The 21,420-nt window shown below is 35.2% G+C and carries 16 protein-coding genes and 2 tRNA genes; 10 read left to right on the top strand and 8 right to left on the bottom strand.

Annotated elements, in window-relative coordinates; translation table 11 throughout:
* Positions 1–176: 176 nt before the first annotated feature.
* Positions 177–3,098, bottom strand: coding sequence for a UPF0182 family membrane protein (locus HCQ94_RS02180; protein WP_166981448.1), 2,922 nt, complete (start codon positions 3,096–3,098; stop codon positions 177–179).
* Positions 3,099–3,193: 95 nt separating this feature from the next.
* Here HCQ94_RS02180 and HCQ94_RS02175 point away from each other — a divergent pair, with 95 nt between their 5' ends.
* Positions 3,194–3,778, top strand: coding sequence for a PPA1309 family protein (locus HCQ94_RS02175; RefSeq protein ID WP_166981445.1), 585 nt, complete (start codon positions 3,194–3,196; stop codon positions 3,776–3,778).
* Between the two features lie 165 nt (positions 3,779–3,943).
* Here the strand turns inward: HCQ94_RS02175 and dusB are convergent, their stop codons facing one another.
* The 3 genes from dusB to HCQ94_RS02160 all read right to left on the bottom strand — a co-directional run bounded on the left by dusB (position 3,944) and on the right by HCQ94_RS02160 (position 8,180).
* Entirely contained in the window at positions 3,944–5,200 is a 1,257-nt protein-coding gene (gene dusB, locus HCQ94_RS02170) for a tRNA dihydrouridine synthase DusB (protein ID WP_232525743.1), read from the bottom strand.
* A gap of 76 nt (positions 5,201–5,276) precedes the next feature.
* Positions 5,277–6,722: a YibE/F family protein gene (locus HCQ94_RS02165; RefSeq protein WP_166981441.1), complete on the bottom strand. Its 1,446-nt coding sequence runs from the start codon at positions 6,720–6,722 to the stop codon at positions 5,277–5,279.
* A gap of 69 nt (positions 6,723–6,791) precedes the next feature.
* A complete protein-coding gene (locus tag HCQ94_RS02160; RefSeq protein WP_166981438.1) occupies positions 6,792–8,180 on the bottom strand; it encodes a glycine--tRNA ligase in 1,389 nt (462 codons plus the stop codon).
* A 221-nt stretch (positions 8,181–8,401) separates the two neighbouring features.
* On the opposite strand from HCQ94_RS02160, the gene HCQ94_RS02155 reads away from it, so the two are divergent.
* A complete protein-coding gene (locus HCQ94_RS02155) occupies positions 8,402–8,785 on the top strand; it encodes a Fur family transcriptional regulator (RefSeq protein ID WP_166977217.1) in 384 nt (127 codons plus the stop codon).
* Positions 8,786–8,884: 99 nt separating this feature from the next.
* Here the strand turns inward: HCQ94_RS02155 and uppS are convergent, their stop codons facing one another.
* The 3 genes from uppS to HCQ94_RS06315 form a co-directional block, all read right to left on the bottom strand.
* Positions 8,885–9,649: a polyprenyl diphosphate synthase gene (gene uppS, locus HCQ94_RS02150; RefSeq protein WP_166981435.1), complete on the bottom strand. Its 765-nt coding sequence runs from the start codon at positions 9,647–9,649 to the stop codon at positions 8,885–8,887.
* 173 nt (positions 9,650–9,822) lie between these two features.
* Complete coding sequence (locus tag HCQ94_RS02145) at positions 9,823–10,026, bottom strand: hypothetical protein (protein WP_166981432.1); 204 nt, start codon at positions 10,024–10,026, stop codon at positions 9,823–9,825.
* Entirely contained in the window at positions 9,965–10,216 is a 252-nt protein-coding gene (locus HCQ94_RS06315; protein ID WP_442858905.1) for an OB-fold protein, read from the bottom strand. Before HCQ94_RS06315 ends, HCQ94_RS02145 begins: the two co-directional genes overlap by 62 nt.
* Before the next feature lie 601 nt (positions 10,217–10,817).
* Between HCQ94_RS06315 and HCQ94_RS02135 the strand changes: the two genes are divergently transcribed.
* From HCQ94_RS02135 to HCQ94_RS02100, 8 genes are all read left to right on the top strand, one after another.
* Positions 10,818–14,111 (top strand): LGFP repeat-containing protein, encoded by a 3,294-nt coding sequence (locus HCQ94_RS02135; RefSeq protein ID WP_196373620.1) that lies wholly within the window; start codon positions 10,818–10,820, stop codon positions 14,109–14,111.
* A 626-nt stretch (positions 14,112–14,737) separates the two neighbouring features.
* On the top strand, positions 14,738–15,436 hold the full coding sequence (locus tag HCQ94_RS02130) for a type 1 glutamine amidotransferase (RefSeq protein ID WP_166981426.1): 699 nt from the start codon (positions 14,738–14,740) through the stop codon (positions 15,434–15,436).
* 191 nt (positions 15,437–15,627) lie between these two features.
* Positions 15,628–15,702: transfer RNA gene (locus HCQ94_RS02125), tRNA-Val, on the top strand.
* A 95-nt stretch (positions 15,703–15,797) separates the two neighbouring features.
* Positions 15,798–15,873, top strand: a tRNA-Gly gene (locus HCQ94_RS02120).
* Between the two features lie 339 nt (positions 15,874–16,212).
* The gene (locus HCQ94_RS02115) at positions 16,213–16,770 is read left to right on the top strand and encodes a DUF3000 family protein (protein WP_166977209.1); all 558 of its coding nucleotides are present in this window, start codon (positions 16,213–16,215) and stop codon (positions 16,768–16,770) included.
* Positions 16,771–16,790: 20 nt separating this feature from the next.
* Positions 16,791–18,023, top strand: coding sequence for an HRDC domain-containing protein (locus HCQ94_RS02110; RefSeq protein WP_166981423.1), 1,233 nt, complete (start codon positions 16,791–16,793; stop codon positions 18,021–18,023).
* Positions 18,024–18,326: 303 nt separating this feature from the next.
* A complete protein-coding gene (locus HCQ94_RS02105; RefSeq protein ID WP_166981420.1) occupies positions 18,327–18,800 on the top strand; it encodes a hypothetical protein in 474 nt (157 codons plus the stop codon).
* A complete protein-coding gene (locus HCQ94_RS02100; protein WP_166977203.1) occupies positions 18,797–19,051 on the top strand; it encodes a hypothetical protein in 255 nt (84 codons plus the stop codon). The genes HCQ94_RS02105 and HCQ94_RS02100 overlap by 4 nt, the downstream gene beginning before the upstream one ends.
* A gap of 391 nt (positions 19,052–19,442) precedes the next feature.
* On the opposite strand, the gene dxs is transcribed toward HCQ94_RS02100, so the two are convergent.
* The gene (gene dxs / locus HCQ94_RS02095) at positions 19,443–21,374 is read right to left on the bottom strand and encodes a 1-deoxy-D-xylulose-5-phosphate synthase (protein ID WP_166981417.1); all 1,932 of its coding nucleotides are present in this window, start codon (positions 21,372–21,374) and stop codon (positions 19,443–19,445) included.
* Positions 21,375–21,420 lie beyond the last annotated feature (46 nt).

Raw genomic sequence — 21,420 nt, 5'->3', positions numbered from 1 at the left:
TAAAATATTAATCGAATATATGATGACATAAAAATTCTATTATTCAAGAAAAATATAAGATTTATTCGTATTTTATCTGTCATCTTTCTATGATATTAAAACGAAAATGTAAAAACTTACTTTAAATAAATGGAAGTTGCAAAGTATTACCTTGCAACTTCCATTTTCATTTACAATTATTTTTCAGAGTCTATCTCTGTTTGTGCTTTTACTGCACTTTCAATTGCCTCTTGTAACTGTGACTGAGCTTTACCATAAGCTGCCCAATCTTGTTTCTTCAAAGCATCGTTAGAATCATTTATTGCTTTCTTTGCTTTGTGTAAAGCTTCATCTAGCTTAGCTTTAGAGGTCAAAGTTTTTTGCTCTGGATTTTGAGATTTATCAGATCCTTCATCAACTTTATTTTCTTCAGTGGTTACACCTGAGTCACCACCAAATACTTGGTCAAGAGACTCTTGAAGAGTTGAAGCGAATCCAACTTTATCGCCAAAGCTTACAAGTACGAATCTTAGCAATGGGAAGGTCGTACCCTTGGATGCTTGAACATATACAGGCTGTACATATAATAGTCCCCCACCAACTGGCAAAGTAAGTAAGTTACCTCGTACAACTTGAGAAGACTGTTGAGCAAGCAAGTTCAACTCAGTCGAAATCTTATTCGTCGAGTTGAAGGTATTTTGTACCTGACCAGGACCTGGAACTGTCAAGTCACGTGGAAGTTCTAGTAGTCGTAGCTTACCAAATCCTTCACGTTTCTTTCCAGGGGTGTTCCCTGTTTCAGAATCAACTGCTAAGAAACCAGTCAAAATTTCACGGTCAGTATTACCACCTGGCACAAATACTGATGTCAATGAGAAGGTTGCTTCTTTTTGATCTGGCATTTGCATTGTCAAGTAGAATGGTGGTTGCAAATCACTTCCTGACTTAGTTGGATCAGTTGGATTCTTCCAGAAGTCACCGCCTGAGTAGAATGATCTAGCATCTGTTACGTGATAACGTGACAAAAGTGTACGTTGCATTTTGAACAAATCTTCTGGATATCGCAAATGAGCCATAAGGTCACCAGAAATTTCGCTTATAGGACGTACCTTTGTGTTGTAAATCTTGTTCCATGTCTTTAACACAGGGTCTTTGTCATCCCAAGCATAAAGTTTAACTGAACCATCATAAGCATCAACCACAGCTTTTACTGAGTTACGAACATAATTTACAGATTTAAACTGTGAAGCATTACTTGTACGAGTTGAATCACTTGTTGCTTGATTAAAAATATAATGTGCTGAATATGGGTAGTTATTAGATGTTGTGTAACCATCAACTATCCATACTAGACGTTTCTTAGTCTTAGGATCACCATCAGTGTCTACAACAGCTGGATACATTTGCTTATCCAAAGTCAAATATGGAGCTACTTTTTGTACACGCAAAATAGGATTACGATCATACAAAATCTGAGACTTCTCATTTACTTGCTTCGAGAACAAAATATCGTAAGAACCAAACTTAATTGCATACAACAATTTGTTTAGGATGCTTCCACCTATGTTTGGCCCAGCATCACCAGTAAATGTAGTGTTTACTTGACCATTCTTAGCTTTGTCATCTGGATAATCTAGTTCTTGTGGTTTAGTTCCCTTAGGAGCCCCAACAATGGAATACTGTGGTGAGTTCTTTCCAAAGTAAACTCTTGGCTCATATTCACCCATTTGTCCCTCAGAAGGAATACCTTGTTCCCAGAAAGCTGGTCGACCATCATACTGTGTAGTGTTACCAAATGCTGCAACTACACCGAAACCATGAGTATAAACTGTGTGATCGTTAACCCAAGTACGTTGAGCTGCACCCAAACCATCTTGATTCAACTCACGAACAGCTATAACTGTATCACGTTGCTTTCCTTCGATATTGTAACGGTCAACATATATTTCAGAATCAAAATCGTAATACTGTCTGTTCTGTTGAACTTGACGGAAAGTAGGTGAAATAATTGTAGGATCAAGCAAACGAATTGATGCTGTAGATTCACTATCTTCACGTAGCTGTCCAGGAGAAGCAGTAGTTACAGCTTTATATGTCTTTTTCTCAATTTTATCTAAACCATAAGCATTCAAAGTCGCATCAATATTTCGTTGAATATATTTTGCCTCTAAAGCCTGAGCATTTGGATCAACTTTGAAGCGTTGGATAAGCATTGGATATAAATTACCAATTACAAGAGAAGAAATAATTAATACTGCAACGCCTGAGATTGGCCATTTCCATGAAGAACGAGTCGCACTAAAGAAAAATAGCAATGCAATCAAAATTGAAATTACTGCCAAAATAGTCATAGCTGGCAAAACAGCATTAATATCTGTGTAGTTAGCTCCATCGAATTTATTTCCACTATTTGTAAGTAGTGAGAAACGTGAAAGCCACCTTATAGAACCTATAACTAGTGCAACGAAAGCTATCATTACGCTTAAATGAATCCATGCTCTACGATCAACTTTAAGCTTTGGAGCTAGTTTTATATCACCATATAGATAATAAATAATCGCAGCATAAACCAAGTTAGCAACTACAAGAATTAAAATGAACTCTAAAAGCAAACTATAGAAACCTAATTTGAAAGTATAGAAAGAAATATCATACCCAAATTGTGGATCTTTTTTACCAAATGGTGTTGAATTCCACCATAAAGCAATAGCTTCCCAATTAGTAGCAAGAATAACACCGCGCCATAAACCAACAAGCAACGGAACTACTCTTAAAGGAGCTTTTAGCATTGCTCTATTCTTGCGCATTGCATAAATTGCACTACCTTGCATACCATCTACATGTCCACGAATGGCAAAAAAACTGGTAGCATACATCGTCACAGAGAAAACTAACACCGATACCAAAACAATTACTGCCTTAGCTATCCAACGTGTAAATAAAATCCCCTGATAATTTATTTGCTTATACCATAAAACTTCAGTCCAAAAAATTGATCCTAAATAGACTCCTCCCACTATAGCAACTAGTACTGCAATAGTGATGATTAAAGGCCAAGGTAATTTTTTAGGCATATTTTTAGGCATATTTATCTTCGAAAAATCAAATTTTATGTCCACTATAATCCTAAAATTTAATAATAAAATACTATTTCATTATACCAAGGCGAACTTTAAGTGCCTAATGTCTAAATAATTCCTGTACAATATTTGCCATGAGCGAAAATAATGATAATGAAAAGTCGATTTTTGACCAAGTAGATTCACATCAAATAGCTGTGGCATTAGCAGTAAAAGAAATTTTCAACACAGTGATTTCTCAAGGCTTAAACCAACCAATACGACTGTTTTCACTAGTAAAATCAACTAAATTAATAGAACTACCAAATCTAGATGAAGATCTTAAGAATAACTTAAAAAACTCTTTAGAATTTGTACCTGAGCATTTAAGTTCAATCGAGCAAGAAAACATTCCTCAAATAGAAATAGATGAACTACTTGCACAAATAAAATGGGATGAAGAAGTAGACGGCTGTGCAATATACATGGAGCAAAATGCAGTTGACCAGCAAAGTCTGGAAAACGCTCCACAAGATGAACAAGAGCAACTCGAATACTACAAAAACCACGAAAGCTTCACAAAAATCTGTGTCTGTGCTGGAGTCCACAAAAATGGCACGAGCTGGACTGTACTAAAAGTAGTACATGATGCGAATAACCTAGAAGATACTGAAGAGAGTAGATCTGGGGTAAATATAATTCCTGAAGTTACCTCAGCACTGCTTACAACATTCGAGTAAATTTTATAAGTTTAGTAGCAATATTTAATGGCAATGCTTTGAAAATATAAATCTTGTATTGCCATTATTCACGTAACATACTCATATATGACACTACTAAGCTACTTTCTTACAGAGCTAAACAAACTAGACTAGTATTTACCAAAATTTGCATGTCAATAAATATTATCCACCAGAAACATCAAGTTCAGCTTCTTGAATTTCTGACATATTTTTCTCATCAAAGTAAGGTGAATCTAACCAGCCTTCAGGTAAATGTGGCTGTTTTTCTGTACCTATTCGCCCTCTAGGGCCATCAGCAACAATAGGTGGATAAGGTTGAGATAAATCTAGCTCATAAAGACCTTTTTTAAGCTCATCATAGGTACTGACTAGCTGTAAGCTATGCCTTGTTTTGCCTCCCACGCTAAAACCACGCAAATACCAGCCTATGTGCTTACGCATTTCTCTCATTGCTTTATTCTCGTCACTAAATTCAGTAATCATTAAGCGAGAATGTTCTAGAATCATTTCAGCTACTTCAGCTAGTGTTGGCCTTATTTTTTCACTGCTTCCATGGAAAATATTCACTATATCCGTAAATAACCAAGGCCTACCTTGACAACCTCTGCCAATTACTACACCATCGCACCCTGTTTGTTCCATCATGTTAATAGCGTCTTGTCCAGTGAAAACATCTCCGTTTCCTAGTACAGGGATAGAAAGGTCATCTTTTAATCTAGCTATATATTCCCAATCAGCATTGCCACTATAGTATTTTTTTGCTGTACGAGCGTGCAATGTGACAGCAGAAACACCGTTATTTTGTGAAGTTTTTGCTGCTTGAAAACACGTAATGTGTTCATCATCAATACCAATACGCATTTTTACTGTAACTGGTATATCTTTACCACCGTTATTAGCGTATTCTTCAGTTGCTAAAACTGCATTCTTCACAATGTTTTCAAATAGGTCTTTTTTCCAAGGAAGAGCAGCTCCTCCACCTTTTCGAGTCACTTTTGGAACTGGACACCCAAAATTCAGGTCAATATGGTCAGCTCTATCTTCAACACACAGTATTTTTACAGCTTCATAAACTGTATCGGGATCAACGCCATATAGCTGTATTGACCGAACTCTTTCATCTTCGTCAGGTTTTACCATACGCATAGTTTCAGGAACGCGTTCAACAAGTGCTCGTGTAGTTACCATTTCACTTACATATAATCCAGATGGTGCATCAACGTATTTTTTAGCTTTTTGCAGTTCGTTTTTTAGGGTAAGCGGTAAACCTTTTTCTCCTTCTAACCTGCAAAGTTTCCTAAAAGGAGCATTGGTAACGCCTGCCATAGGGGCTAAGATAACTGGCGTCCATACTTTAATAGGTCCTATTTGTAACATTGTTCTTTTCTTTTCGTCTAAACCGCTTTTATCATTTTTCATGATTCTAATTACTTAATTGTACAGTGAACTACAATATACTACCTTATTGTGTATATTTGTCTCAAATAATGTTTACTCAGTAAAGTTTATCGTTTTTCTTAGCAGTTTTCTTCACTAGTGTAGCTGCCAGTAAAGTCGTTAGAGGAATAGCTAAAACTAGACCTATAGAAGAAATAAGTGTTCTTATGATTTCTTCGGCTATATGGTAGCTAGATAGGAGCGAAACTATGTCTATTTTAACTAAACTTGCTAGCAAAATTGTGGTAAAAGCACTGCCTACATAAGCAAAGGCTAGGGTATACACAGTGGAGGCAATATGATCTTTACCTATAGCCATACTTCGTTTGAATATTTCGTAGATACTCATAGTGGGATTTAACGAGTAAATTTCCCACACAGCACTAGCTTGTGTAATAGTAACATCGTTCAAAGCTCCTAAACTGGAGATAACTATTCCACAAACTAGAATTTGTTGCAAGTTCAAGTTAGGGAAATATCCTAGCAATTGCAATGGTTCTTCCCCAACAGCGCCGGAGAGTTTTCCGTACTCTACTCCTAAGAACCCTAGTATTAAAGTAAATGAGAGTCCAAGCAGTGTACCTAGTAAAGCTGTTGTTGTGCGAATAGAGATGCCGTGTGCTAGATATACTGATAAAAATATCATCATTAGAGCGGCAACTATGACGACAAATATTGGGTTTTCACCTTCTAATATTGCCGGAATCATAAAGAAAGTGATTACGAAAACTGAAGTAATTAAACCGAAAATTGCAGCTAAGCCTTTAAATCTGGCTACTAAGACTACAGATAAAATATATAACACTACATATACTAAAATAAAATTGTGTCTTTCATAGTCCCAAAATATGTATTTTGTACCTAATTTTTGGTTAATATCACTTTTTATAGTTGTGATTTCATCAGATACTTTCATTCCGTTTTCAAGTATTTCCTTAGGAACATGTACTGGAACTATTCTTGTTTTATTTGTATTAGAAGTAGTATTTGTAAAAGTATTTTCTATACGCCCACATACTGCGTTTTGTAGCAAATCTTTGTTAGTTGTATTATCCACACAATCGGACACTTTGAGTGAAATAACCTTTATTTTTACTACTTTAGAGTTAGAAGAAATTGGATTTATTTTTTTGAAGTTCCCTTTGGGAGGATATAGGTAGCTAGCGCTTACTATAGTAAATATCAGTAAAGGAATTACGATACAAAATAGAAATATTTTTATTCTTCTTCTTTGATAATCTTCTATCTGTATGTCATGTGAGTGAGAATGTGAATGCGAGTAGGCATGAGAAGAAAACACTCTATTTTTTGTAAATAAAGTTGTAGTTTTTTCTCTTCTGTTTCGCTTTCTGACCTTAGGTGTTTCGTTAAGCTTTTCTTCAGTAAAATTAGAACTTTCTGTGGTGTTTGCTGATAAATTTTCATCAGATTTTTTGCACTCTATCTGTGAGTTGTCCTTATCATATGAACCTTGAGTAAAGTCCTCGTTTTGCTCATTTTGCATTTTCCACCACTCTTATAACTAAAATGGATAAGTGGCTGTGTAAAATATTTTACACAGCCACTTTAGTTATTAACATCCGATTAGTTTACTAGCAAAGTAACTCTGCAAGTTTTCAATTGGAATACGCTCTTGTTTCATGGTATCACGATCACGCACTGTAACGGCTTTGTCTTCTAAAGAATCAAAGTCAACTGTTACGCAATATGGTGTACCTATCTCATCTTGTCTACGATATCTACGACCAACAGCACCTGAATCGTCAAAGTCTATATTCCAGTATGCTCTTAGACTCTGAGCAATTTCTTTAGCTAGAGGTGATAAGTTTTCGTTGCGAGAAAGAGGTAAAACAGCTATTTTCACTGGTGCTAAGCGAGGGTCTAGTTTCAAAACAATACGCTTATCTACTCCACCCTTAGTGTTTGGTGCTTCATCTTCGCAGTAAGCGTCAACTAAGAAAGCCATTAGTGAACGTGTAAGACCTGCAGCTGGTTCGATGGTGTAAGGAATGTATTTTTCGTTCTTAGTCTGGTCAAAGTATTGTAAGTCTTTGCCTGAGGACTCTTGGTGAACTCTTAGGTCATAGTCTGTACGGTTAGCAATACCTTCTAGTTCTCCCCATTTGCTACCTGTGAAACCGAATGTGTATTCGATGTCAACTGTTCGTTTTGAGTAGTGTGATAGTTTTTCTTTAGGGTGTTCGTATAATCTCAAGTTATCTGGGTTTATGCCCAAGTCCACATACCATGCAAAACGCTGATCAATCCAATATTGGTGCCATTGTTCATCTGTGCCAGGTTCGCAGAAGAATTCCATTTCCATTTGTTCGAATTCTCGTGTTCTAAATATGAAGTTTCCTGGTGTGATTTCGTTTCTAAAGGATTTTCCGATTTGTCCAATACCGAATGGTGGCTTTTTGCGTGCTGATGCCATTACGTTAGCGTAGTTGACGAAAATACCTTGGGCTGTTTCTGGACGTAAAAAGTGTAGACCTGATTCGTCGTCTACTGGTCCTAGGTATGTTTTTAGTAGTCCTGAGAATGCTCGTGGTTCAGTCCAAGCTCCTGGTTGACCTGTTTCAGGATCGTTGATATCTGCTAAGCCGTTTTCTGGTTCATGTCCGTGTTTTTCAATATAAGCTTCAATTAGTTCATCAGCACGGTAACGCTTGTGTGTATGCAAAGATTCGACTAGAGGATCAGTAAAAGCATCAACATGACCAGAAGTAACCCAAACCTGCTTAGGTAAAATGACTGACGAGTCAAGGCCAACAACGTTATCTCTCATGCGAACCATGTAATTCCACCATTGGCGTTTGATGTTTTCTTTTAGTTCAACACCTAATGGCCCGTAATCCCATGCTGATCTTGTACCGCCATAAATTTCACCACATGGGTAAACAAAACCTCTACGTTTTGCTAAATTGATTACTGCATCAAGTCTTGATGGTTGCTTAGCCAATTCTATCTCCAATTTCTTGATCTAAAGCTGATTATCCGGATTGATAATTGCTAGTATTATTATATATAAACAGTAATTAAAATCATATTTGCTTATTTTTAGATTCTTTTTTGTGTTTTTATATATAAACTTATACTAATAACTATATCTCAAGTAGTAGGTAAATTGTTGTCTAAGATAACTTTTTGTATACTTTAATATAGTTTAGTCATGGAGGAATAATGCAACGAGTTACTAAGCAACGTGTTATCATAATGAGTTTTTTGTCTAAGCAGAAAGAGTTTTTGTCAGCTCAAAATATTCATGATGCTTTAAAAAACGGTGGTGAAACAATTGGCTTAGCAACAGTTTATAGGACTCTCCAATCCTTAGCTGAGTCAAGGCAAATTGATTCTATTCGTTCCACTGAAGGCGAAATTTTATACAGAAAATGTGATTTGGAAGAACACCACCATCATTTAGTTTGTAAATCTTGTGGAAAAATAGTTGAGATATCTGGTGATGTATTTGAAAAATGGATTGATGATGTTGCTCGTCAATATAGTTTTCATCATATAGAGCATGTAGCTGAATTATTTGGAGTGTGCTCGGCCTGTAATAAATAAATATTTTACCTGTTCGTTATATTATCTGTTCTAGTTTGTATATTATTTGAAAAGCAGAGCAAAGATTTTAATCTATTGGTATGTAATTTTGTTCTTTGTCTAGCTTGTAACTTTGTCTATTGCTCCACCAAATCTTCTATCTCTATTAGTGTAGTTTTCAATAGTCTTATATAAGTATTCTTGGTTCATATCTGGCCAATATACATCTAAAAATTCAAATTCAGCGTATGCGCATTCCCATAGTAAAAAGTTCGATAAGCGTTTTTCTCCACTAGTTCTTATTAGGAGGTCTACTGGGGGTATTTGTGGGTTGTATAAGTATTTTTCAAAAGTTTTTTCAGTTATTTTGCCTTTAATTTTACCGTTTTCTTTATCAGTAATTATCGCGTTAACAGCGTCTAGTATTTCTAGTTGTCCCCCATAGTTAATACACATTTGTAAAGTCAGCCCTGTGTTATTTTCCGTAATTTTTTCAGCTCTTTCTAGCTCATTTATTACGCTTTTCCATAGTTTTGGCTTGCGTCCTGACCATAGTACTTTAACTCCCCATGCATGGAGCTGGTCACACCTTTTACGTAGAACTTCTCGTGAGTAGCCCATTAGAAACTTTACTTCACTTGGTGATCTTTTCCAGTTTTCAGTGGAGAATGCGTAGACTGATAAGAATTTTACGTTTGCTTGTATTGCACCTGCTATAACTTTCATTAGAGCTTCTTCACCAGCAATATGTCCTTGTGTTCTAGGTAAATTGCGTTCATTTGCCCATCTACCGTTACCGTCCATAATTATTGCTATGTGTTTTGGTGATTTTGATGTATCAAAGCTAGGAGCATGCTCATATTCTTGTAAAAATGTTGTTTCCATGTTTTAAACTCCTAGTAAGATATTTTTTATAATTACAGTTATATAATTTTATTACTATTTTCGCTTTTAAAGAAATAAACATTATTTATAAAAAGTGACATAAATATCAATACTAGTCGTAGTCGTATAGTAATAAGCCCCCTTTATTATGAAAGAGGGCTTTGTAGAAAATATTATTCAGATTTTGCTAATTCATGAAGGTCTAGAGTGTACCCCATAATTTCACCAACATCTTTTATTTTTCCTTTTACAATAATATTTTGGTCTTTATTTAGTTCTGATAATGCTTTCTTTTGCTCTTCATTTTGAATAAAGCTATTGTACTCCGTCAAATCCAAATTCATCATCAAAAGGTACAATTTGGAAGTATTCTCCACTACTGTCTATTATTCCTAATTTACCTTTTAGTTCTACATATTTACCTTCATATTTTTCTGTAGCTTTTAAAGCATTAGCTTCTAAATCGTCTGTAAGTTCTCGAACTTCATGTGTTTCGTAGTTTTTTGTTTCCTCTTTTTTAGCTTCTTTGCTATTACTACTTTCAGCTACTGGAGCATTGCCTTTAATCTCATCTTTATTCGCTGTATAAATAGATCCAATTCCAACAAGTACTAAAAACTATTAGTATAAATGTCAACATTTTATGTCATACAAAGTAGCTCTTCTGAGCCTTTTCTTCAGTCATTATTTTAACCCCTTTGTTATTTGTATTACGAAACCTAACTCTAACTTTTTCAAAAAAAAAAAAAAACGATTTTACTAATTTTTGGGTAAAATAATCGATTTAAATTAAGATTTTGTTTTTCTAAACAACATAAAAATAATAAAAGTATATGAAACCTTATACATACAGCGTTTTATTTTTGGGTAAATAGCCATTGTTTATAAGCTAACTATTCGATTAAATACTCTACCTAAATACTCTGTTCTATTGGTCTTTCAAACAATACTAGTAAATATAAAATTATATGGTGCAGAAAATCTGTTGTGCAGTCAAATATCGTTAGACAGAGAAATACAAATTTATCAGCATAAATGCTCACAATGTGTGACTTATTTCACATATCTGAAAAATGATTACACTATTGCACCAAAAGGTAAACTTAGGATTGCCTAAGAAAACTTTTCATCTTAAAATTTATAGTGTCAGACAATTTAAGGACACTAAATGAATAGTATAAAACGATTTATAACAGTCTTAGCTGGTACAGCAGTATGCTTAACACCACTACTAAGCATCACAGTCGCTAATGCTGAAGAAGAAAAGCCAGGATTTTCTACTTTCACAGCGAGTGAAAATGTAAAACCTATTCCAGAACAGTCAGTATTCGTAAAGTTCTTACCAGATGGTAAAAACCTACAAGTTTTACAAGACAACTCTTGGAAAACTCCGCAAATCAATGAGGATAATGTGGAGACAAACACTCGCGGAGTTTTCTACGGCTACGACACAGCAGCAAAACAATCACACACATTAAACTCTGAAATTCTAAAAGGTCCATACGAAAGCATATACTCAACCGGTAAATATGTAGCAGTATACATTCAAGGACGAAACGCTAAATCTGCAAGTATAGTAATATTAGATGCAACTACTGGTAAAACAGTATCAACTATGGATGGCTTCGCAAAATTCCCTGATTCAACAGCTTTAACAGCATTAGATGAGTCTACATTTTATGCAGCTAAAGGCTCAAACCTATATAAAATAAATGCTGAACAAGGCAATAGTGAAACTTCCACCATTGAAGTAAGCAAAGGTCAAAGCTTAACTTCCCCTCAAATCAACAAGGGAACAAAAACTCTATATCTACTACAAAAAGGTTTCAAAGCCTCAAGTTTGAGAGCATGGAATCTAAGTACAAACACTCTAGTAAGTGATTTCAATGTTGATTTAGCAAATCCAAATGTTGAAGGATTTAGCGCTGGAGCTAAGCCTCGCCAAATTTTACTAGATGAAGCTAAGAATCGTATATACGTACTATATTCACCTGCTCCTGGAGGAAATAATCCTCATTTCCTAGTTACCTATAATCTAAAAACACAAAGTTTTGTAGGCAAAGTAATGCCACTTGGCAGCAATACTGTAGATTTGAAACTACATCCAACTTCACACGAAGTAATAGCGGTTTCAAGCTATGACAACTCCATTTACGTTGCTAATCCAGGAACTTTTGAATCTAAGAAAGCTCTAGATTTAAATGATTATGTAGTACCAGCTGATAAAGCAGATGCCTCTGCCGCAGGCAAAGCTAACCTATACGCAATTTCCTTAAATAACGATGGAACAAAAGCCTATGCTCTTTCTCCTTTCCCGACAGCACTTATAGGCAAAGGATTTTCAACCGCTATTGAAGTAAATATTACGCCAGCAGCTGATGTAGTGCCTAATGAAGATCAATCACCTACACCTCCCCCAGAACCTAATGCTCCTGAAAAGCCAAAAGACGAGTTCAAGCTACCAGAACCTGTAAAGCCTGTACTTGAAGGTCACGATGTAAAAATTAAAGACTCAAGCCTTAGCTGGGGATTTAGTGACTATGCCAAGCTTTACTGGGAAGACAAAGTAGATAAAAATGTTGAAAGAATAAACCCAGGTAAAACTGACGCAACTTATAAATTTACTAAAGGAACTGGTTTAGCTAATAGTAAGACTGGTGAAACAGTAATAGCATACGAAGGCACAGTAACATTCAAGCCTTATTCATTCATACCTGGTATGTCAATAGTTTTCTCTAACCCTGTATATGAACGAGATAAAGTAGGTAACGAAAAAGTAACATTTGACATGTACTGGGATTTAGGTTCAGAGAAACCAAGCCATTCTGAATCATTTAAGCGTGTATCCGTTGCAGTTTCAGCAAAACCAACAACTAATAAACTTAAATTCATAAATGGAGAAAGTATTAGTTTCCCTATTGCCTACGATAATGTAACTTACACGGATGCTAAAGAAGTAGTACATACAGGTGCTTGGCCAACAGAATTTATTGATAACTTCATCGCAGATATGCGTCCATGGTGGTACAAGACAGGTGCTTCACGAGACGAAGATAAAAAGCCAAACCCTCTATCAATTTCACTAATTAATGTAGAAAAAGATAGTCAAGATTCTTCTGATCCATCTAGTATGACTAACCGTGAAAAACTTGAGAAATTAGCAAAAGATAACGCTGATTTAGTAGGTAATTCAACTAATTCTATACGTTGTGATTTACGTGAAAATGGTTGTGTGCAGTCTTTCAAAGACAAAGATAACAACAGACACGCAGCATATGTATCTGATGTTTCTTCTGGAATTGTAAAGTTGAATGGAGCTATTGGTAAGTACTTCTCACAAAATGGTTGGGAAAACGGTAAACTAGGCTATCCAGTAAACACAGAAAAATCAGTAGGCAAACAACAATGGATACAAGAATTTGAAAACGCCTACGTCACATACAGCGCAAACGGAATAGCAGTCAGCTACAAAGACCACGCTATCACCAAATACTACAAAGAAAACATGGAAAACCTATTCCCTCTAAACAGCATAAAATGCGGACTAAAAAACAAAGGCTGCGTACAAACTTTCATAGCTAAAGACGGAAAACGCTTTGCCGTATATGTCTCCAACTCAACACCTGTAACACCAATACAGTTAAACGGAGCAATCGGCTACCACTTCTCACAAAATGGTTGGGAAAACGGTAAACTAGGCTATCCAGTAAACACAGAAAAATCAGTAGGCAAACAACAATGGATACAAGAATTTGAAAACGCCTACGTCACATACAGCGCAAACGGAATAGCAGTCAGCTACAAAGACCACGCTATCACCAAATACTACAAAGAAAACATGGAAAACCTATTCCCTCTAAACAGCATAAAATGCGGACTAAAAAACAAAGGCTGCGTACAAACTTTCATAGCTAAAGACGGAAAACGCTTTGCCGTATATGTCTCCAACTCAACACCTGTAACACCAATACAGTTAAACGGAGCAATCGGCTACCACTTCTCACAAAATGGTTGGGAAAACGGTAAACTAGGCTATCCAGTAAACACAGAAAAATCAGTAGGCAAACAACAATGGATACAAGAATTTGAAAACGCCTACGTCACATACAGCGCAAACGGAATAGCAGTCAGCTACAAAGACCACGCTATCACCAAATACTACAAAGAAAACATGGAAAACCTATTCCCTCTAAACAGCATAAAATGCGGACTAAAAAACAAAGGCTGCGTACAATCTTTCATCAATAAGAGTAATGAAAAATATGCTGTTTACTCGCATTCAGGTAAAACTATATCAGTGAATTTGAGCGACAATATAGCTAAGCACTGGATTAGCTCGGGTTGGGAAAACGGCAAGCTAGGTTACCCAGTTTCTGAACGCGAAAATATTGAAAATGGTTACAAGCAACAGTTCGAGCATGGAACAGTTGTATTCCAAAATAATAAAGTAACTGTTGAGTAACATTTTCAATTAATTGGTGCTAAGGCTTCATTGTCTTAGCACCAATTTTTATATTTGAAAATATAAATTTTCGCTTGTCACCCTAGCGAAAGCAAAGTGCTATGTTATTAGCACAACGCCACGTTTTGCCAAACCTAGTGTTTTTCAAGCAAAACATGGCACTTTTCCAACCAAAGTGTAGCACTTTGCTGAGCCGAGCAGGTTATCCCCAACCCGAAGAGCCTACTAAGCGCAGCAGTTTCCCTAATCAGAACAGTCCGCTAAGCAAACCGTTTTCCTAAGCCATATCAAGGTTTTGATGCAGCCACTTTGAAAAATATTAGACTTTACCAGCCCTACACCTTACTACACTCAAAACATCTCTAAGCAAACTATTCGAAACCCCAATACCTTAATACACCAACACTTTCCCAATCAGACCCCACACATCATCCCTTACTAAACATACCATTTTTACTTCATTTCCCTATAAGAGTTACTATCACTATCTATATTTTGCGTTTTATGAGCTCACTGTACAAAACACATAAGAAAGCACTGGAGTCTAGAAAAAGAATTTTACTAATAACATATTTTTACTATATAATCTATACACTAAAAAATATTTTTCAAATTGGTGGTACAAGATGACTAAAAAAATACTGGCTATACAACATGATGAAGATGTTCCAATCGGTAACTTTCAAAAATGGATTCTAGATTACGATCCTAGTATCGAAATTGAAATTATTTATGCGCGTGAAAAGGAAATTCCTGTCGATTGTGATACTCCAGTTATTCTTTTCGGTGGGGAAAATAATGCTTATGATCATGAAAAAGCACCATGGCTAATTAAAGAAAAAGAACTAATCTGTAATCTTGTAAAGAAAAATATACCAGTATTTGGAATCTGTTTGGGCCATCAATTAGGTTGCGTAGCTCTAGGTGGAGAAGTTGAAGTATCTCACCCTAGAGGCAGAGAAGTTGGTGTACACAAAATCACATTATCAGCTTTGGCTGACGATGAACCAGCTCTAGCTGAATACAAACAGCAACTATCAGAAGGCGAAGAAATATTTGTCCCAGAGTGGCACAGCGATGCAGTGACTGCTGTTCCACCTAAAGGAAAAATCCTAGCTTCATCTGATAAATATATACAAGCTGTACGTTGTGGTTCTTTCCTAGGCACACAATTCCACCCAGAAGTAAATATTAATACTATGGAAAAGTGGACTAAAGACAGAGCAGATAAAAAAGAAATCCTAGACGAATACAATAATAAACGCAAGGAAATTGAAAAATTCGGTCAAACTTTACTAGTGGGTTTCTTGGATTCTATAAAGTGAGTTTTATAGTCTAGAGTTTATAATAAGGTTGTGTATCTGTTACTTGATATGCAACCTTATTATTATATCTCTTTAGCATTTATACCTAACTAACTGGCTACACTAACTTGTAATAGACGAACTAAAAGCTTATATTCGACGCATATAAAGCGTGTTTTATTTGAACACAATATGAATTATCATATTCTAAAGGGCGATTGGCTCAGTGGTAGAGCGCTTCCTTCACACGGAAGAGGTCGCTGGTTCGATCCCAGTATCGCCCACCACGAAGCTACCGCTTAATAATTCTGTTAAATATTCCTCATTTAAGATATTGATTTTAAAAAACAAACCATATATAATTCTTATCTTGTAAGCATATGCGGATGTGGCTCAGTTGGTAGAGCATCACCTTGCCAAGGTGAGGGTCGCGGGTTCGAGTCCCGTCATCCGCTCCATTTTTTCTCACTAAAACTTCCATATTAAAGCTTTACCTTATACCAATTTATCCAAATATAAAATGCTAATTAATATAAATTTAAATAAGCTTTTATTCACTTTATCCAAATACCACATTGTGTAAAATTAGAGCTTTACAATACAAAAACTCTAGTTTTATTGAATAATAAAAAATACTTTCTACTTATATTCTACACTTAATTTATAACTTAAATACCGCAATCATCTACTCACTTAATAAAGAATATATAACTTTACGGCGTGTAGTATAACAACAATAACTAAAAAATATTTACCCTATAAGTGTGCTAAAAAAAGTCGAGTTAGAAGAAGAAAAAATGAACAATGTGCCACAAGATTTTGTACGCGCATTAGAGAGCATAAAATCGTATTCTCTTCCAAAATTTGTTCATGTTCAGGAAGTTCCTTTAAAACCCACAGTATCTCCGTACTGTGCAGGACTTACAGCACATATTTCTAGCTCTGAATCAATGTTCGCTGATGGAAAATTCATATTGCTATATGACCCACAAACTCAAGTAGGTTGGGATAGCACTTTCCGTATCATAGTAATGTTTTCATCTATTCTTACCCAAGATTTGATTGAAGAACATTTAATCGGACAAGTAGCTTGGTCATGGCTGACCGAGTCTCTAGACACGTATACAAATAACTACGTTAATCTAAACGGAACTGTAACAAAACATCACACCGATTCTTTTGGCGGCCTTAGATTAAAAGATCAGCAAGGCAAAATAGAGATACGTGCATCTTGGTCCCCCATTTTCAAATCTACCGAAGACATAAATTTATCTTCACATCTACATGGATTTTTCAATATGCTTGAAACACTATCAGGACGAGCATTATCTTCACCATATTTACAAGCAATATAACAGGCAATTCGTAGGACAAAGTGAAAATTAAAGGTAAGCGAAGTAAGACAGTAATAGTAAAGCCTTATTCACCTATTATGTGGGTGAATGATAAAAACAGTCTAGATAAAATGATTAGCTATATCAAAACTTTATCTGGACCAATTGCCGTAGACTCTGAACGTGCCTGTGGTATTCGATACGATAGTGACAAAGCTTACCTAATACAGATGAAACGTGAAAATACTATCTTCCTTATAGATCCTATAAAAACTGGAAATTTAAAAGATTTAAATGAAGCCATAAAAAACAGTGAGTGGGTATTGCACGCTGCTGATCAAGACATTCCTTGCTTAGTCAAACAAGGATTAATACCTACAAAAATTTTCGACACCGAAAAATCTTCTAGACTCCTAAATTACTCCAAGGTCTCTCTAGGTAAAATGATAGAGGAAAAGCTCAACATAACTCTAGAAAAATTACATTCAAATGAAAACTGGTCAATGAGACCTATCCCTCAAAAATGGCTAGATTACGCAGCATTAGACGTAGAGTATTTGATTGATTTACGTGATATCTTGTATAAAGAACTGGAAGAAACACATAAGTTAGAATACGCTCTTGAAGAATTTGAATACTGTTTAGATACTACTTACCCAAAGTTCCTAGAAAGACAGAAAGAGAAACAAAATTTACAGAATATTTTCCACTTTGTACCTGGAGCTTATGCTTTGTCCCCTAGAGAATTAGCGGTTGTAAAGGAACTATATCTAAGTAGGGAAAGTCTAGCTAAAAAACTAGATACTGCCCCTTCTTCCCTACTATCTACCAAAGCCCTCGTGCAAGCAGCAAAAACTATGCCTAAATCTAGAGAAGAAATGGTCAAATTATCTTTGTTTAAGGGAGCTAAAAATCGTCCTCATAAAAATAGGTGGTGGGGAGCAATTGCTCGAGCAAAAAACTATCCAGAGGATAAACTCCCTGTGTATAAGGCTAAGGAACACAAAGATATTTATCCTAATACAGCTTGGATAAAAACCTATCCTAACAAGTACGAACGTTTACAAATAATAAAAGAAATTTCTGCCAATATTGCTGAGCAAGTAAATACTCGTGTAGAAAATATTATTACAACGAGAGATAAAAATATTATTGCTTGGAATTTATCTGACTTTCCATCTCTAGAAGAAATAGATGACGTATTCAGCTTATGTTCCTTACGAAATTGGCAAAAAAACTTGCTTAGAAATAATATTTATAAAGCTTTCAAATAATTAACTTCGTAACCGTTATTTTGGTGTAAATATTTATAAAATCTTTAAATATTATAAATATCTTTATTAGCGTTAACATAGTTGTATATCAATGTTTTACCGTTAATCGCTAAATTCTTATATAAAATAGCATTATTTTGCTTCCTTAGAGTATGCACTTTATTTATAAATAAAGCATAACCTCAAATATGTAACATTTTTACAATATTTATATAAATCACAAGATAGAGTGTAGATTGTTTGTAAGTTATATGTTATAATAAATTTGCTTTATAGCATTTCCACAACAACAAAGGAGTTATTGTGAATACTATAAAAAAATTCTCATTCGTATTAGTGATATTTGTTTTCACATTTTTTACCGTTTTACCTTCAAAAGCATATGATATAAATGTTTCAAATATAAGAGTAGGTAAATCTTCTATATCTGAAATCGATAATGCTATAAAAAAGTATCTTCGATTTGATACAACAAATAACTATTCTTATTTTGATACTTCTTTAGCTGTTAAAGATAAAGCAAGTGCTGATTTAATAAATATTGGAGAAAGCATTAATACAATCTATGAAAATCAGCTACAAAAAAGACACGATGATTGTTACGCCAAAAGAGGCTACTGGAAATGCAGTTGTGACCAAAACCTTATAAATGAAATAAATAGAGATTTAAGACGTACGTCAAGGATAGTTGTACACGTATACGCTATAAAAGCATGGTTTACAGCTAAAAAGCTTGATGTAAAAGATAATCCAGCAAATTCACGAGAGACAATATGAATAAAAAAATACTTTTCCCAGTACTATACTTTATATTCGTTGTAATATTGTTATTACTATCTATCTTCCTACGTAGCCAAGGACTAGGTATAGTAACAATAATTGCTTGTCCTATAATCGGGATAATATCAATAGCTTACTCAATAATATCCAAAGAATACAAAACAATAATTTGGGGAATACTAATACTAGCTATACCTTTTATCCTAATGGGATTAGGGGAAATAATTGGAAACCTACGAGGAATATAAATAAAAAGCTACTATAGAAATATAATTTATAATCTACATCAGTAGTGGAAGTAAAACTATAAAATATTTTACTTCCACTACTTTTACATTGAATTTTTAAGTGGATAAAACTATATAAAACTGTAATATATGCTAAATTTACTTCACACGAATAGAAAGTAACTAAATTGTAAACATATCACAACAACTAAACACACAAAAAATAAATGTTTAGCAAACTACAGTTTCACAACAAAACCATATTTCATAAGCAACAATCACGTAGGCAATATACAAACAAGCTTCAAAATACAAGTCAATATTAAGGGTAAAGCCATTAAAGCTTAGGGTATCTATCTAAAATATAGCTTATAGCAACTATATACTAAAATTCAAAAGTATAAGAAGTTTCCTAAGACAATAAAGGCTCAATCTCAGCAAAAATTGCCTCTACTTCTAAGCCAACTTCTTCAATTACTTCACTTCGACTTTGATGTAACAAAAACTCATCAGGAATACCAAAGGACTTCAAAGGCACAAATACGTTGTTATTAGCAAGTTCTTCACGTATTCCACTACCGATTCCCCCTTGTACAAGTCCATCTTCCAAGGTAACTACTAAATCAGCTTTTCGCGCAATATCAATTAAATCTGAAGAAACAGGCCACACCCACCTAGGATCAACTACTATAACCTCATGCTCAGCTTTTCCACTGGAGGCAACAATTTTTTCAGCTAACTCTATACCAACACCAGCAAAAGCCCCCATTGCTACAACTACAACTCTTGACACCGAGCTTTCTTTCGAATCGGCAACACTATCAGATAAAAACCCCTGTAAATCAGCGTTCTTATACAAAATATCTATACTGTTATATTTTTCAACAACTTCTATATCGTTGCCGACATTACCTTTTGGATATCGAACTAAAGTAGCACCACTCTTACTTGTAGCTTCACGCAAAGCTAAACGCAAAGTTTTTTCATCCCTAGGAGCATTTATCTGAATATGAGGAATAGAACGAAACAAAGCCATATCCCACATTCCGTTATGGCTAGCCCCATCATCGCCCGTTATACCACTTCTATCTAAAACAAAAGTAACATTTTCGTTATGCAAAGCCACATCAAATAGTACCTGATCATAAGCTCTGTTCAAAAATGTAGAATACAGTGCAAAAACAGGGTGCAGTCCTTTAAAAGACAAACCGGCACTAAAAGTTGCCCCAAAAGCCTCAGCTATGCCCACGTCAAAAGTTCTATCAGGAAATTCCTTAGCAAAATTTTTCAGTCCAACTGGCTGTAACATCGCAGCTGTTATGGCAACAATACTGGGGTTTTCACGCCCAATTTTCACAATTTCATCAGCAAATACTGATGTCCAACCAAATCTAGAGGCAACTATTGGAAGTCCTGTTTCAGGATGTATTTTACCAACAGCATGGAAGCAGTCGTCTTTGTTTTGCTCAGCTGGAGTATATCCCCTACCTTTACTAGTAATAGCGTGAATTATGATTGGTTCGTTGAACTCTGATGCTTTTATAAAGACTTCTTCTAAGTCTTGTAAGTTATGTCCATCTACTGGCCCTACATATTTTATTCCTAGGTGTTCAAAAAAGACTTTAGGAGTAACTATATCTTTGAAGCCTTCTTTTACACCGTGGAGCAAGTCGTATGTAACTTTTCCAGGTTTTCCAATAGATTTTAGATGCTTTTTGACTCCATCTTTAAAATTTTCGTATTTTACATTTGAACGCAAGGAGTCAAAATGTTTTGCCAGTCCTCCAACAGTTGGTGCATAAGACCTGCCATTGTCGTTTACAACAATTATGAGTTTTCTATTTTTTACTTCACTTATATTATTTATGGATTCCCAAGCTAAGCCGCCAGTTAAAGCCCCGTCTCCTATTATTGCGATTACTGCAGAATCATCCCCTTGTAGCTTCTTTGCTCTGGAAACACCATCAGCCCACGCTAATGCTGTGGAAGCATGAGAATTTTCAACTACATCGTGTTCTGACTCAGCTCTACTTGGGTACCCTGACAAACCGTTTTTTTTACGCAAATCTGTAAAATCTTGTCTACCTGTAAGTATTTTATGTACGTAAGCTTGATGTCCCGTATCAAATATTATTGTATCTGTAGGTGAGTTAAAAACTTTATGTAACGCAACAGTTAGTTCCACTACCCCTAGATTAGGCCCTAAATGTCCTCCTGTTTTGGATACATTTTGTACTAAAAAGTCACGTATTTGCGCGCATAAGTGTCTTAATTCAACATTAGATTTTGACTTTAAATCTTCTGGAGAAGTAACAGAACCTATTTGCTTATAATGTTTATGCACCTTACCGCCTAAATACACTTACAAGAATAAACCATACAATTATACG

The sequence above is a fragment of the Actinomyces sp. zg-332 genome (assembly GCF_011751945.2).
Taxonomy (GTDB): Bacteria; Actinomycetota; Actinomycetes; order Actinomycetales; family Actinomycetaceae; genus ZJ293.
Note: the sequence above shows the minus strand (reverse complement) of the source record. Positions and strands in the feature narration are given on the sequence as shown.

Bases quoted from the DNA above. Each gene is read 5' to 3' on its own strand.
- HCQ94_RS02130 (WP_166981426.1), top strand. From the start codon at position 14,738: ATGACTAAAAAAATACTGGCTATACAACATGATGAAGATGTTCCAATC.
- uppS (WP_166981435.1), bottom strand. From the start codon at position 9,649: ATGGAAACAACATTTTTACAAGAATATGAGCATGCTCCTAGCTTTGAT.
- HCQ94_RS02135 (WP_196373620.1), top strand. From the start codon at position 10,818: ATGAATAGTATAAAACGATTTATAACAGTCTTAGCTGGTACAGCAGTA.
- HCQ94_RS02115 (WP_166977209.1), top strand. From the start codon at position 16,213: ATGAACAATGTGCCACAAGATTTTGTACGCGCATTAGAGAGCATAAAA.
- HCQ94_RS02100 (WP_166977203.1), top strand. From the start codon at position 18,797: ATGAATAAAAAAATACTTTTCCCAGTACTATACTTTATATTCGTTGTA.
- dusB (WP_232525743.1), bottom strand. From the start codon at position 5,200: ATGAAAAATGATAAAAGCGGTTTAGACGAAAAGAAAAGAACAATGTTA.
- HCQ94_RS02165 (WP_166981441.1), bottom strand. From the start codon at position 6,722: ATGCAAAATGAGCAAAACGAGGACTTTACTCAAGGTTCATATGATAAG.
- HCQ94_RS02175 (WP_166981445.1), top strand. From the start codon at position 3,194: ATGAGCGAAAATAATGATAATGAAAAGTCGATTTTTGACCAAGTAGAT.
- HCQ94_RS02155 (WP_166977217.1), top strand. From the start codon at position 8,402: ATGCAACGAGTTACTAAGCAACGTGTTATCATAATGAGTTTTTTGTCT.